At 59.0% G+C, this 14,682-nt stretch carries 10 protein-coding genes and 2 rRNA genes (1 of these 12 running past the window's edge); 5 read left to right on the plus strand and 7 right to left on the minus strand.

Features of this window, described 5'->3' with window-relative positions:
- Position 1: 1 nt before the first annotated feature.
- Together lptG and lptF are read right to left on the minus strand one after the other, a co-directional pair.
- Positions 2-1,063 (minus strand): LPS export ABC transporter permease LptG, encoded by a 1,062-nt coding sequence (lptG, locus tag RYH70_RS16985; protein WP_022997530.1) that lies wholly within the window; start codon positions 1,061-1,063, stop codon positions 2-4.
- Positions 1,060-2,208 carry an LPS export ABC transporter permease LptF gene (gene lptF, locus RYH70_RS16990; protein WP_231504749.1) on the minus strand — a complete coding sequence of 383 codons (1,149 nt, stop codon included), beginning with the start codon at positions 2,206-2,208 and terminating at the stop codon, positions 1,060-1,062. The genes lptG and lptF overlap by 4 nt, the downstream gene beginning before the upstream one ends.
- 18 nt (positions 2,209-2,226) lie before the next feature.
- Between lptF and RYH70_RS16995 the strand changes: the two genes are divergently transcribed.
- The 3 genes from RYH70_RS16995 to RYH70_RS17005 all read left to right on the plus strand — a co-directional run bounded on the left by RYH70_RS16995 (position 2,227) and on the right by RYH70_RS17005 (position 7,002).
- The gene (locus RYH70_RS16995) at positions 2,227-3,702 is read left to right on the plus strand and encodes a leucyl aminopeptidase (RefSeq protein WP_022997528.1); all 1,476 of its coding nucleotides are present in this window, start codon (positions 2,227-2,229) and stop codon (positions 3,700-3,702) included.
- Positions 3,703-3,706: 4 nt separating this feature from the next.
- A complete protein-coding gene (locus RYH70_RS17000; protein WP_022997527.1) occupies positions 3,707-4,123 on the plus strand; it encodes a DNA polymerase III subunit chi in 417 nt (138 codons plus the stop codon).
- A 62-nt stretch (positions 4,124-4,185) separates the two neighbouring features.
- Positions 4,186-7,002: a valine--tRNA ligase gene (locus RYH70_RS17005; RefSeq protein WP_022997526.1), complete on the plus strand. Its 2,817-nt coding sequence runs from the start codon at positions 4,186-4,188 to the stop codon at positions 7,000-7,002.
- Between the two features lie 15 nt (positions 7,003-7,017).
- Here RYH70_RS17005 and RYH70_RS17010 read toward each other — a convergent pair whose 3' ends face one another.
- Together RYH70_RS17010 and RYH70_RS17015 are read right to left on the minus strand one after the other, a co-directional pair.
- Entirely contained in the window at positions 7,018-7,701 is a 684-nt protein-coding gene (locus RYH70_RS17010) for a TetR/AcrR family transcriptional regulator (protein ID WP_022997525.1), read from the minus strand.
- A 76-nt stretch (positions 7,702-7,777) separates the two neighbouring features.
- Entirely contained in the window at positions 7,778-7,990 is a 213-nt protein-coding gene (locus tag RYH70_RS17015; RefSeq protein WP_022997524.1) for a DUF2061 domain-containing protein, read from the minus strand.
- 206 nt (positions 7,991-8,196) lie between these two features.
- Here RYH70_RS17015 and yegS point away from each other — a divergent pair, with 206 nt between their 5' ends.
- The gene (yegS, locus tag RYH70_RS17020; RefSeq protein WP_233918421.1) at positions 8,197-9,114 is read left to right on the plus strand and encodes a lipid kinase YegS; all 918 of its coding nucleotides are present in this window, start codon (positions 8,197-8,199) and stop codon (positions 9,112-9,114) included.
- Here the strand turns inward: yegS and RYH70_RS17025 are convergent, their stop codons facing one another.
- Positions 9,115-9,507, minus strand: coding sequence for a DUF2721 domain-containing protein (locus tag RYH70_RS17025; RefSeq protein WP_080531517.1), 393 nt, complete (start codon positions 9,505-9,507; stop codon positions 9,115-9,117).
- Positions 9,508-9,845: 338 nt separating this feature from the next.
- Here RYH70_RS17025 and RYH70_RS17030 point away from each other — a divergent pair, with 338 nt between their 5' ends.
- Positions 9,846-12,122, plus strand: a complete 2,277-nt coding sequence (locus RYH70_RS17030; protein ID WP_317009448.1) for a metallophosphoesterase family protein — start codon at positions 9,846-9,848, stop codon at positions 12,120-12,122.
- Positions 12,123-12,404: 282 nt separating this feature from the next.
- Here the strand turns inward: RYH70_RS17030 and rrf are convergent.
- A 5S ribosomal RNA gene (gene rrf / locus RYH70_RS17035) occupies positions 12,405-12,520 on the minus strand.
- A 154-nt stretch (positions 12,521-12,674) separates the two neighbouring features.
- Positions 12,675-14,682, minus strand: a 23S ribosomal RNA gene (locus RYH70_RS17040); it runs 881 nt beyond the window's last position.

A 14,682-nucleotide genomic window follows, 5' to 3' on the forward strand; every position in this document is an offset into this window, starting at 1 on the left:
GCTACCGCACCCGCAACAACAACCAGACGCCCAGTATCAGGCAAAGCACCGGCGGGAGGCCGGCGGCGAGCAGCGGCTCGGTGCGGAACACCAGGGAGAGGTGGCCAAAAAACTGCTGGCCATAGTGGAAAATCAGGCCGGCCACCACCCCGGCCGCCACCCGCAGCCCCATGGTTACTTCCCGCAACGGGCCGAAGACAAAGGAAATGGCGATCAGCACCATGCCGATGGTGGCGGCGGGCATCAGCAGCTTCTGCCAGAACGACAGCATATAGTCGGCGGTTTCCAGTCCCTGCCGCTTCAGGTAGGAAGCGTACTCTATCAGCTTGGCCATCCCCAGACGCGCCGGGTCCAGCACCACGATACTGAGCAATTGCGGTTTGAGGCTGGTCTCCCAGACGCCGTGTTCCTCACGATAGGTCTCGGTGCGCTCCCCCTGAAAGCGGGTACCCTGCACGCCTTCCAGGGCCCAGGAATCACCCTGGTAGATGGCCCGCTCCACATACAGGCTTTCCGCCAGCTTGTGCTCTTCATCAAAGCGATAACGGGTCAGGCCGTACAGCACCCCGTTGGGTTGCACCGCGTTAATGTGGATGAACTCATCCCCTTCCCGGTGCCAATAGCCGTATTTGCTGCGGATGGTTTCACCCCCGCCTTCCTGCAACGAGCGATTGCTCTGCGCCACCTGCTCCGAGTACGGGGCCAGGTACTCCCCCACCGGCACGGACAGCAGCATCAGAAAGATCACTGGCCGCAGCACCATCCAGGCGATCCGCAAAGTGGATATGCCCGCGGCACGGATCACCGCCAGCTCGCCGTTATTGGCCATCAGCCCCAGACCGATCAGGGTCCCCAGCAGGATCGCCAGCGGCAGGTACTCGTTGAAACGGCGCGGCACAGTGGTAACCACGAACTGCAGCGCCTGCAGCGCCTGATAGCCGCCACGCAGAAATTCCAGCTCGTAGACGAAACTGAACAGGCAGTCCAGGGCAATGATAATGCCGACAATGGCCAGGGACGGAATCAGTACCGCCCGCCAGAAATAGCCTCTCAGCAGTTTCATGTGTTCCTCCTGCGGCGCCACAACCGGTCGCCGTAATAGAGGAAGAACACCGCCACCGCGGCCAGCGCATGAATCCAGATCATCGAGTAATACCAGGGCCGCTCACCGCCGGAATCCGCCATCCAACTGCGCATGGTAAGCAACAAACCGACGTACAGCATGTATCCGAGCACCGCCGGAATCATCCGCAGGAAACGCCCCTGGCGCGGGTTGACCTTGGCCAGCGGGATCGCCGCCAGACACATGATCGGGACCGTCAATACCAGTGACCAGCGCCATTGCAACTCCGCCACCGCCTGATTATCGCCAGGGCTCTCCAACAGTTCGCCGGTGGTGCGCCCTCTTACCTTGGGCGGCCGGCTCGAGGTGTTTTCACTGCCGATACGGACCCGGGCCTTCTCGAACGCCACTTCCTGATAATCCGCTTCGCCGGGCTTGCCCTGGTATTGGTAGCCGTCGCGCAATTCCAGGTAGTTGATGCCGTTCTCGTCCTGCACCAACCGTCCGGTATGGGCCCACACGGTGAGTACGCGCCCGGCCTGGGAATCATCAAACCGGGCATCGGCGACGAATACGTTCTCCAGATAACCGTCCTCGCGATTAAGACTCTCCGCGTAGGTGGCCCGCTGGCTGCCATCCGAGCCGCGCACCAGGAACCGGCCCGGTGTCAGCAATTCCAGCACCGAGCGGCCTTTTTGTTCCTCGAAGATGCGGTTTACTTCGGCATCACCCCGGGGCGTGACGTACAATGAAAACAATGCCACCACGCTGACCGCCACCAGCACCGGCACCACCAGTGAGCGGATGATCCGGCCGTGCCCCTGGCCTCCGGCTTGCAACACCACCATCTCGTTGTCCATGTGCATACGTCCCAGCACTAGCAACAGAGAGATGTACAAGCTCAACGGCAAAATCATTTGCAGGAATTCCGGCAACCGGAACGCCATCACCAGAAACAGAGCGTCCGCCGCGATCTGACCGGCGGCGGCCTCTGCCAAATACTTGATAAAGCGACCACTGACCAGCACCATCACCAAAATGAAGGTCACCAGCACCGTGGTCACGAATACCTGACGATTTATGTAGCGGTGTAGTATCAACGTTGGTCCCGCCCGCACCTGTTCCATCTTTGCAGTGTGCGGCATTGTAACTCAGGAGAGAGCATGGAGTACGCAATTAGCCACTCGGCCCTGCCGAAACTGAAAGCAGATTGTCTGGTTCTGCCACTCGGTAGCGCTTCCACCCTGCCGGAAGCCCTGCCCGATGAGACCCGCGCATCGGTACAGGCGTTCATCAAAACCGGGGATTTTTCCGGCAAACAGGGTCAGGTCAGCTGGTTGCACAATCCGCCGGGCGTCGCCGCCCGCCGTTTGCTGCTGGTGGGCTGCGGCGACAAGACCGAGCTCGACGGTCAGGCCTGGCAGCGTCTGGTCACCGGCGCCACCAAGCAATTGCTCGCTTCTCCGGTGAAACAAGCGGTGTTGATGCTGGACACCGTCAAGGTTGCCCGAGAGCTGGACTGGCGGGTGCGGGAAGGGGCCCGGGTAGCGGAGGAAGCCAGCTACCGGTTCGACGACTACCGCAGCAAACCCGCCAAGGCCGCCGCCCTGCGCAAGCTGACATTCTGGCACGCGCAACGCGATGCTGCCCTGCGTCAGGCCCTCAAGCAAGGTCGGGCCGTGGCCGCCGGCACCGCTCTGGCACGCGATCTGGGCAATATGCCTCCCAACGACTGCTATCCGGAGTATCTGGCCGAGCGCGCCAAGGCCCTGGGCAAGGAATACGACAAGCTGACGGTGAAGATCGTCACTCAGGCCCAGGCGGAGAAGATGGGCATGGGGGCTTTCCACGCGGTGGCCAAGGGCAGCACCCGGGAAGGGTGCCTCATCGTGATGGAGTACAAGGGCGCCACCGGCAAGCCGGTGTCCCTGGTTGGCAAGGGGATCACCTTCGATACCGGCGGCATCTCCCTTAAACCGGGCGCCAACATGGACGAAATGAAATACGACATGGGCGGCGCGGCGAGCGTTTTCGGTACCGTCAAAACGGTCTGTGAGCTGGGCCTGCCGATCCATCTCGTGGCCGTGGTGGCCGCGGCGGAAAACATGCCCGACGGCGGCGCCACCCGTCCCGGCGATATCGTCAAAACGCTGTCCGGACAAACCGTGGAAATCCTCAACACCGACGCCGAAGGCCGCCTGGTGCTGTGCGACGCCCTCACCTATGTGCAGCAGAAGTATAAGCCGCATACGGTCATCGACATCGCCACGCTCACCGGCGCCTGCGTAATCGCTCTGGGCAGCCACGCCCAAGCGGTGTACGCCAACGACGATGTGCTGCGCGAGTCACTGCTGGAGGCGGGCCAGGATACCGGCGACCGGGGCTGGCCGATGCCGCTGTGGGAGGACTACCAAAGCCAGTTGGACAGCCCCTTCGCCGACATGCAGAACATCGGCGGCCCGAAGGGCGGCTCGATCACCGCGGCCTGTTTCCTGCACCGTTTTGCCCGGGACGTGAATTGGGCGCATCTGGACATCGCCGGAACCGCCTGGATCAGCGGCGGCAAGGACAAGGGCGCCACCGGCCGGCCGGTACCGATGCTGACCCGCTATCTGATCAATCTGGCCGGCAAGGGCTGAGACATTGACCGAGGTTTTGTTTTACATCACCGAGCAAGCCGGAACGGGGGTGCGTGACGCCCTCGCCTGGCGCATCGCGGAAAAGGCCTGGCGCCAGGGGCGCCGGATCTACGTCCACTGCCAGGACGAGGCCCATGCCCGTGAGCTGGATCAACAATTCTGGGCGCAGCCGGCTTCGGGCTTCCTGCCCCATTCCCTGCTCGGTGAGAGCCCGGCACCGGTGGTGCTGGGCTTTGGCGACGACCCGGGCAGTCACCACGACGTGCTGATCAATCTGGCGGCGGCGGTACCGGATTTCGTCACCCGCTTTGAACGGGCCGCCGAGATGATCACCGGCGACCCACAGCAGCGCGAGGGCGGCCGTGAGCGGTTCCGTTTTTATCGGGAAAGGGGCTTTCCACTGAAAACCCACAACCTCTGACGGCAGGCCCCGGTTCCGGTATAATCCGCCTTTCGTTTTTGCGATGAAAGACAGCGGAGATCATGGACAAGACCTACCAACCCGATCGTATCGAGCAGGCCTGGTACAACACCTGGGAGGATGCGGGCTATTTCCGCCCTTCCGGCCAGGGTGATGCCTATTCCATCATGATCCCGCCGCCCAATGTGACCGGCAGTCTGCATATGGGCCACGCGTTCCAGGACACCATCATGGACACCCTGATCCGGTTCCGCCGGATGCAGGGACGCAACACGCTGTGGCAGGTGGGCTCCGACCACGCCGGCATCGCCACTCAAATGGTGGTGGAACGGCGTCTGGCCGCCGAGGGCAAGAACCGCCACGATCTCGGCCGCGATGCTTTCATCGAGAAAATCTGGGAATGGAAGGCGGAGTCCGGCGGCACCATCACCCGCCAATTGCGCCGCATGGGCGCCAGTGTCGACTGGACCCGTGAGCGCTTCACCATGGACGAAGGCCTGTCCAACGCAGTACGCGAAGTGTTCGTGCGCCTCTATGAGGAAGGCCTGATCTACCGGGGCAAACGTCTGGTGAACTGGGACCCGGCCCTGCATACCGCCATCTCCGATCTGGAAGTGGAAAACAAGGAAGAGCAGGGTCATCTGTGGCACTTCCGCTACCCGCTCTCCGATGGCTCCGGCCATCTGGTGGTGGCCACCACCCGCCCGGAAACCATGCTCGGCGATACCGCCGTGGCGGTGCACCCGGAGGATCCGCGCTACAAGGACCTGGTTGGCCAGACCATCCGCTTGCCGCTGGCCGACCGCGAGATTCCAATCATCGCCGACGACTACGTGGATCCGGACTTCGGCTCCGGCTGCGTGAAGATCACCCCGGCCCACGACTTCAACGACTATGAAATGGGCAAGCGGCACGACCTGCCGATGATCAACATTCTCACCATCGATGCCCACCTCAACGACCAGGTGCCGGAAGCCTATCGCGGTCTGGACCGCTACGAGGCACGCAGAAAGGTGGTGGATGATCTGGACGCCCTGGGTCTGCTGGAAAAGGTCGACGATCACACCTTGCAGGTGCCGCGCGGCGACCGTTCCGGCGTGGTCATCGAGCCCTACCTCACCGATCAGTGGTTCGTGGCGGTGGAAAGCCTGGCCAAACCGGCCATCGAAGCGGTGGAAAACGGCGACATCCAGTTCGTGCCCAAGAACTACGAGAACATGTATTTTTCCTGGATGCGCGACCTGCAGGACTGGTGCATTTCCCGGCAGCTGTGGTGGGGACATCGCATTCCCGCCTGGTACGACGAGGACGGCAATGTCTATGTGGGACGCAGCGAGGAGGAAGTCCGCGCCGCCCATGATCTGGATGATCGCCCGCTCAGCCAGGACGAGGATGTGCTGGACACCTGGTTCAGCTCCGCGCTGTGGACCTTCTCCACCCTGGGCTGGCCGGAACAGACCGAGGAATTGCGTACCTTCCACCCCAGCAGCGTGCTGGTTACCGGCTTCGACATCATTTTCTTCTGGGTCGCGCGGATGATCATGATGACGCTGAAGTTCACTGGCGAAGTGCCTTTCAAGAAGGTGTACGTGCACGGCCTGGTACGGGATGCCGAGGGCCAGAAGATGTCCAAGTCCAAGGGCAATGTGCTCGATCCGCTGGATTTGATCGACGGCATCGACCTGGACAACCTGGTGGAGAAACGCACCCGCGGGCTGATGCAACCTCAGAAGGAAAAGCAGATCAGCAAGCGTACCCGGGCGGAATTTCCCGAAGGCATCAACAGCTACGGCACCGATGCGCTGCGTTTCACCTTCCTGTCGCTGGCCTCCACCGGCCGTGACATCAAGTGGGACATGGGCCGCATCGAAGGCTACCGTAACTTCTGCAACAAGATCTGGAACGCCGCCCGTTATGTGATGATGAACACCGAGGGCCAGGACTGCGGCGTGAATGAGAAAGAGGGTGAAGTCAGCTTGTCACTGGCGGACCGCTGGATCATCTCCGCGTTACAGCGGGCCGAGCGCGAAGTGACCGAGGCACTGGATCAGTTCCGCTTCGATGTCGCCTCCCATGCCGCCTATGAATTCATCTGGAACGAGTACTGCGATTGGTATCTGGAGTTGTCCAAACCGGTGCTCTATAGCGACGATTATTCGGAAGCGGAGAAGCGCGGTACCCGCCGCACCCTGGTGCGGGTGCTGGAAGCGATTCTGCGTCTGGCGCATCCGTTCATGCCGTTCATTACCGAGGAAATCTGGCAGAAGGTGGCACCGCTGGCCGGCAAGATGCCCGCCACGGATGCGAGTAAAGCGCCTGCAGAGGATACAGGTATAGGGAACACCACCATCATGCTGCAGCCCTATCCCCACCCCGAGCAGGACAAGGTGGATGAACAAGCGGAGCAAGACATCGAGTGGATCAAGGCGGTGATCACGGCGATCCGGAATATCCGCGGCGAAATGCGCATTCCTCCCAGCCGCACCCTGGATGTGTACTTGCACAATGGCAAGGACGAAGACCAGCGTCGCCTGCAAGCTAACCACAATTTCCTCTGCCGCCTGGCCAAGTTGGACAGCATCAGCTGGCTCAACGCCGACGATTCCGCGCCGGCCTCCGCCACCAGCCTGGTCGGCGACATGGAAATCCTGGTGCCCATGGCCGGACTGATCGACAAGGACGCGGAAATCGACCGCCTCACCAAGGAAGTGGACAAGCTGCGCAAAGAGGTAGGGCGCGCGGAAGGGAAGCTGAAAAACCCGGCCTTTGTCGACAAGGCGCCGGAAGCCGTGGTCACCAAGGAAAAAGCCAAACTCGACGACTACCGCTCCCAGCTTGCCCGTCTGGAAGACCAGTTGGAAAAGATCAAGTACCTGTAACCGCCCGATCCTGGATCAGGACTGCCGCTTCAGCGCCCCTGGAGTGGCTTCCTGGCCCAGGATCACCGATTCCGCGATCCCGATCATGGTGCGCTGGCAAAGATGCAGCCGCTCCTCGCTGAACTCCCCACCTTCGAAGACATAAAGCGAATAGCTTTCCAGAATCCACAGCATGGTCCGCATCACCAAAGGGTCAAAATCACGGCCGGTAAGCCGGTTGATTTCAGCGGTGAGCACCTCGGCGGCAATGGTCTGGGCCCGGTCCCGATGCGGCGCCAATGCCGAATTGGAACTGCGCGCCTCTTCCATCATCAGCTTGATCACCGGCCCCATGCTGATGTGGTAGTCGAAATAGACCTTGGTGGTGTTGTGGATGATCTGCTGAACGGAACGGGCCTGGCGCATTTCATGATGGAAATGCAGCAGCATATTGTCGACGAAGATGCGGTAGATATTCTCCAGCACATCCACCTTGTTGCGGAAGTACTTATAGAAAGTGCGCCGTGACACATTCGCCGCACTCAACAGATGTTGCACCGTGGTACGCTCGACACCGCGCTGAGCGAATACCTGCACGGAATGAATCAAAATTTCCGCCCGCGCCGGCGAGCGGGGCCCCCCTTCATCCTCGGCATGAGCGTCCAGCACCTGATTAACCACCTGGCGGATGGCGTCCAGGTCATCCCCTTGATTCCACACAGTAACTTATCCTTTGTTTTTGTTTACCGGGGCGTAGCTTAAACCAAGCCCCGGAACCCAGTAAACAAAGGGTCTATCAGGCAGCCAGAGCGGCCTTTTCCTCTTCCCGGGGAGCCCGGCGACGCTGCCAACGTTTCCATACCTTCTCGTGGAAGTGGTAAGCCACCGTGTTCACACACGGTTCCACCAACGCCGTGGCGCCACCAATGCGCCAGTCACCGGTCATGGCCCACACCACGAGAAACGCCACACTGATATGCATAATGCCGAAGCTGAATGTCTTCACCATGGGACACCTCCATCATTACTTGTATATGATAACCATTCTCATAAACATAAAAAGAAAGATGAAATGATTTGATCAATAGTCTCAGCCTATGGGAATACAAGTATCATGATGAGACCGACGGTTCCGTCTAAACCAATCTGGAATAGAATGGGTAGCGGGCCATCCGCCAATCCGGTGGCTGATTTTGTCCATTGCAAGGAGTGCCGATGGTGAGCGCTAAAGCTGTTTTGATCCTTCACGGTAAACAAGCCACCAATGATGAGGTGCGTCAGGCGGTCATGGCCCGCCGTGAGCAAGGGCACCAACTCGATGTTCGGGTCACCTGGGAAGGCGGAGACGCCGAAAGGTATGTAGAGGAAGCATTGAAAGCCGGCTACGACACCATCATCGCCGGCGGCGGCGATGGCTCGGTGCGCGACATCACTGATGCCCTGATGAAAAACGGCGGCGGGGCCAATCTGGCCGTTTTACCGCTGGGGACCGCCAACGACTTCGCCACCGCCGCGAACATTCCCGTGCCACCGGAGGAGGCCCTGGCGCTGCTTGACCAACCCGCGACCGCTATCGATGTGCTCGAGGTCAACGGTCATTACTTTCTCAATATGGCCACCGGTGGCTTCGGCACCGAAGTGACCACGGAAACCTCGGAGGAGTTGAAGTCCATGCTGGGTGGCGCGGCCTACCTGCTCACCGGTCTCACCCGCTTCACCGAAATCCGGGCCGCGCAAGGCCATTTCCAGGGCAAGGACTTTGAATGGGAAGGCGAATTCATGGCTCTCGGGGTCGGTAACGGACGGCAGGCTGGAGGCGGGCAGAAACTGTGTCCGGACGCCGTGATCAACGATGGCTTGATGGACGTGGCCATCCTGCCTGCACAGATGGATCTGATGTCTGGCCTTCGCGGCCTGTTCAGCTCAAATAATGGCGCCAATGAAAACAATGGGAACGGTGAGCAGGAGGGCTTGTTCGTCCGCGCCCGCCTGGAATCCATGGAGATACGCACTCCGGAGGCAATGTATCTGAATCTGGATGGCGAGCCCCTGGAGGACACCCATTTTCAAATAAAAGTGCATGCTGGCGCGCTCTGGGTTCATTTGCCGCCCGACATCCCCCTTCTTTCCTGATCAGGGCTTGGGACGTCGCAGCGTCTCCAACTGCACATTGAGCGCGTTGGTGGAGATCAGCACTTCCCAAAGCGAAAAGATCAATGACAGTGACAGACTGATCAGGCTGGCTCCGAACAACACCACCCCGGGCATGTCCTGATGCAGATAGAGCGCGAACATGGACAAAGTGCAAAGCAGGAAGCTGAGCACCCCGGCCACCTGCATCCGCTGGGTCAGTACGACTCGTCTGTGCAGCAGCTCAATCTGACGCGTGGCGACTTCCTCGTGGTGCGTCTTTTCCTCATCCGCCAGCTTGCGAATCAACTGCGCCAAAACCAGGAAGCGGTTGGTGTAGGCCAGCAATAGCAACGAAATGGCGGGAAAGAGGAGCGCGGGGGTGGTCAACGACATAGGACTCTCTCTGGGTTCAAGATGGCCTTACTTTAACCGATGATGACGCAAGGCGGCATGGGCTCACCAGCCCGCCCGCACTTCAGCCTTCCGCTCCTGGTATCGCAACACTTTTATGATCATCCCCCGGACTGTGATCTTCATCACCCCCAAGGCCCGCTGATGTCGCGGCCCTGACACATTACTTTTCCACGCTGATCAGGCCCGTCGGGTACCGGGCTTCTCATTATCGTTTTACCTGGAACCGTCGGGCTCCGGGGCGGAGACTTGCGCGCCAACGGGATGCTCGGCGCGCCTCCCCCCTCTCTCTTTCCAGCAATAACAATGGAGAACGGATCATGTCCTATCGTTATCGGATCGGGATGCCGCTGCTGGTCAGCTCGCTGCTCCTGTCGACCAATGCCTTCACGGCAGCCACCCAGGACCGCAACACCCTATCCTCCCCCACGGGCTCTTTCTCGATCGTGCTGTTACCAGATACGCAAAACTACGCCGAGAAAGCCAGTTACGATGTCTATAACCATCAAACCCAGTGGATCGTGGATCACACCTACGATCGCAACATCCAGTACGTGCTGCATCTCGGCGATATGACCCAACACGACACCCAGGAACAATGGCAAGTGGTGGATCAGGCCCACACCATTCTGGATCAGGCCGGAATCGGATACACCGCTCTGTCCGGGAACCACGACCTCTACCCCAGCGATGATATCCATGCCAGGGAATCCTACTTTACCCGTTACTTCGGTCCTGATCGCTTCGCGGAGAAACCCGGCTTCGGCGGCAGTTTCAGCGACAGCGGCGAAAACACCTATCACTTCCTGGAGGCCGGCGGCCTGCAATTCCTGCTGGTGAATCTTGAGTTTCTTCCGCGCAAGGATGTAGTGACCTGGGCCAATCAAGTGATCTCCGACCACCCCCGTCATCGTGTCATCGTCTCCACCCACGCCTACCAGGATTACAACGGCGAGCACCTCACCGGCTGGGCCAACCGCTATAACACCGCCGGTCGCGAAGGTGTGGATCTATGGGAAGAGCTGGTGGCGCGACACAGCAACATTTTCATGACGGTCAGCGGTCATATTCACGGCACCTCCTACCGTCAGCGAACCGGCAACGGCGGCAATGTGGTACATGAGATACTGACCGACTTTCAGAGCGAGCCGGTCATGGGTGACGGCACCGCCCTGGGCAATGGATGGCTGAGACTGCTGACGTTCCACCCCACGGACAATCGGATAGAGGTGGAAACCTTGAGTGTCGAAGACGGTAATCCTCGGATTTTCCCAGGTGGAAACGCGCAATTCTTTGATGACTACAACAAGATCGCGGCACCCTCCGATCAGCAACATAATCGCATGGACTATGTTATCGACTTCGACATGACGGTTATCCCCGAGTACCGCTATACCCCCGGCGATACTCTGTACAAGGATCGTCACCCCCATCGGACCCTTCGAGGTGATCATCGGGCACCGTCCGTTGCCGCCGCCGCCAACGGCATTACCATCACCGCCTGGGAGGAAGACCGAGACGGCGATGGTTACAGCCAGGTCTTCGTGCGTGGTTTCGATGAGGACGGTAATGCCCTGTTCCCCGAACTGGCCGTTTCTCCCTGGGACAGTGTCCCGCAACGAAGCCCCACCGTGGCTACCGATGACGAAGGCAATTTTGTGGTGGCCTGGGTCATGGATGCGGACGGTGACGGCCACGGCCGCATTCATTACCGCGTATTCCGGGCCGACGGGAGCCCGGGCTTCCCCGCCCTCCTCCCCGGTATTCTGGCATCCGGCGATAGCGGACGCGGCCATGGCCGCTGGAAACCCGGCGACTATTGGAACTGGCTGGACGGCCAACAACGCCGGCCGGCGGTAGGCATGAACGACAAAGGGCGCTTTACTATTGCCTGGGAGCAGAAAGGCGATGGCATCCATGTGCAAAGTTTCTTGCGCAATGGGCTGCCCCGCTTCACACAACGCAACGTCAACTCGACCCCGGGTCGCCATCAACGCCCGTCATTGGCCATGAGTAATGACGGACATTTCACCGTGGCCTGGGAGCATGACACCGACGGGGATGGGCAAAGCAAAATAGCCGTTCGCGGTTTCACCGACCGGGGACGTGAACATTTCCCCGAGACCACGGTCAATCAGGTGGTCAGCGGCACCCAGGAAAAACCGGTGCTGGCCATGGATCATCGTGGCCGCTTCGTGGTTGCCTGGCAGGATGACAAGGACGGCAATGGTTATTATCAGATCCTCGCGCGGGGCTTCCTCAGCGACGGCCAGGAATGGCTGCCTGAATTCACCGCCAACAGCAAAGCCTCCGGTCAGCAGTTGGCACCGGCTCTCGCCATGGGTCCGGAAGGCAACTTCACCGTGCTATGGGAAGACGATAACGACGGCAACGGCTATTTCCAGATTTATGCCCGCACATTCCGCGCCGACGGCAGCGAAAAAACCAGCGATTTCACAGTCAACAGTGACGCCACCGGGCAACAGTTCGAGCCCGTCGCGGCCATGGCTGGAAATGATCGTATCGTGACGGCTTGGGAGGATGACATGGACCAGGATGGAGAGTTCGGCATCCTGCAACGCAACTTCGATTTCTGAGCGGGCTTACTCGCCTGACGCGCACAGCAAAACGCCCTGCCAGATTATCCTGACAGGGCGTTTTGTATTTAAGAGCCCTTGTGCCCTCTGGGTATGACGATGACCTACTTAGGTCACGAGCCGTGCTCGTGATCGCTTCGCGACGCCTACGGCGCCTCCGCCTGGCACCTTCGGTGCATAGGCGGTCACATGGGCCCAAAAGTAGGGACAGGAGCTCATCGTATCCTAAATATAAAAAGACCCCTTAGCGACGAGCGCTAAGGGGTCTTTTTATATTTAAGAGCCTGACGATGACCTACTCTCACATGGGGAAGCCCCACACTACCATCGGCGCTGAGCGGTTTCACTTCTGAGTTCGGCAAGGGATCAGGTGGTTCCCACTCGCTATAGTCGTCAGGCAAACCGGCTTGGTCACTTGCCATGGCAAGCAGCCAAATCTGTTTACCTCACTGGCTAAGCCAGCAAAGTATTCTGAGAAATTAGGAAGTCCAGCGTCAGAGCGTTTATCCAACACTCATTCTATCAGATGCAGTTCAACTGCTTTGGCGTTATATGGTCAAGCCTCACGGGCAATTAGTACGGGTTAGCTTCACGCCTTACGGCAGCTTCCACACCCCGCCTATCAACGTTGTGGTCTTCAACGGCCCTTTAGGGGAATCAAGTTCCCAGAGAGATCTCATCTTGAGGGAGGCTTCCCGCTTAGATGCTTTCAGCGGTTATCCCGTCCGAACGTAGCTACCCGGCAATGCCACTGGCGTGACAACCGGAACACCAGAGGTTCGTCCACTCCGGTCCTCTCGTACTAGGAGCAGCTCCTCTCAAATCTCTAACGCCCACGGCAGATAGGGACCGAACTGTCTCACGACGTTCTAAACCCAGCTCGCGTACCTCTTTAAATGGCGAACAGCCATACCCTTGGGACCGGCTTCAGCCCCAGGATGAGATGAGCCGACATCGAGGTGCCAAACACCGCCGTCGATATGAACTCTTGGGCGGTATCAGCCTGTTATCCCCGGAGTACCTTTTATCCGTTGAGCGATGGCCCTTCCATACAGAACCACCGGATCACTAAGACCTGCTTTCGCACCTGCTCGACTTGTAGGTCTCGCAGTCAAGCACCCTTCTACCTTTACGCTCATTGCACGATGTCCGACCGTGCTGAGGGTACCTTTGTGCTCCTCCGTTACTCTTTGGGAGGAGACCGCCCCAGTCAAACTACCCACCACACAATGTCCCCGACCCGGATAACGGGCCTGGGTTAGAACCTCAAACATGCCAGGCTGGTATTTCAAGGTTGACTCCACAATGACTGGCGTCACTGCTTCAACGTCTCCCAGCTATCCTACACAAGCAGGCTCAAAGTCCACTGTGAAGCTGTAGTAAAGGTTCACGGGGTCTTTCCGTCTAGCCGCGGGTACACAGCATCTTCACTGCGATTTCGATTTCACTGAGTCTCGGGTGGAGACAGTGCCCCCATCATTACGCCATTCGTGCAGGTCGGAACTTACCCGACAAGGAATTTCGCTACCTTAGGACCGTTATAGTTACGGCCGCCGTTTACCGGGGCTTCGATCAAGAGCTTCGCCGAAGCTAACCCCATCAATTAACCTTCCGGCACCGGGCAGGCGTCACACCCTATACGTCCGCTTACGCGTTTGCAGAGTGCTGTGTTTTTAATAAACAGTTGCAGGGGCCTTTTCACTGCGACCACCAACAGCTTACGGGGCAAGCCCTTCACCATCGGTGGCGTACCTTCTCCCGAAGTTACGGTACCACTTTGCCTAGTTCCTTCACCCGAGTTCTCTCAAGCGCCTTAGAATACTCATCCCAACCACCTGTGTCGGTTTGGGGTACGGTTCCTTATAACCTGAAGCTTAGAAGATTTTCCTGGAAGCAGGGCATCAACCACTTCTCGGGGACAAAGCCCCAATGGTCTCGGCTCTCAGCCTTAGGATCCCGGATTTGCCTAAGATCCCAGCCTACTGCCTTTCCCCGGGACAACCAACGCCCGGTAGGCCTAGCCTTCTCCGTCTCTCCATCGCAGTTATAAGAAGTACGGGAATATTAACCCGTTTCCCATCAGCTACGCATTTCTGCCTCGCCTTAGGGGCCGACTTACCCTGCGCCGATTAGCGTTGCGCAGGAAACCTTGGTCTTTCGGCGTGGAGGTTTTTCACCCCCATTATCGTTACTCACGTCAGCATTCGCACTTCTGATATCTCCAGCATGCTTCTCAACACACCTTCACAGACTTACAGAACGCTCCCCTACCCAGCATGCATAAGCACGCTGCCGCAGCTTCGGTATCCAGTTTGAGCCCCGTTACATCTTCCGCGCAGGCCGACTCGACTAGTGAGCTATTACGCTTTCTTTAAAGGATGGCTGCTTCTAAGCCAACCTCCTAGCTGTCTGAGCCTTCCCACATCGTTTCCCACTTAACTGGAATTTGGGGACCTTAGCTGGCGGTCTGGGTTGTTTCCCTCTTCACGACGAACGTTAGCACCCGCCGTGTGTCTCCCGGATAGTACTCACTGGTATTCGGAGTTTGCATCGGGTTGGT

Origin of the sequence: Alloalcanivorax xenomutans (assembly GCF_032810065.1) — a bacterium.
In the GTDB taxonomy this organism is placed as follows: domain Bacteria; phylum Pseudomonadota; class Gammaproteobacteria; order Pseudomonadales; family Alcanivoracaceae; genus Alloalcanivorax; species Alloalcanivorax xenomutans.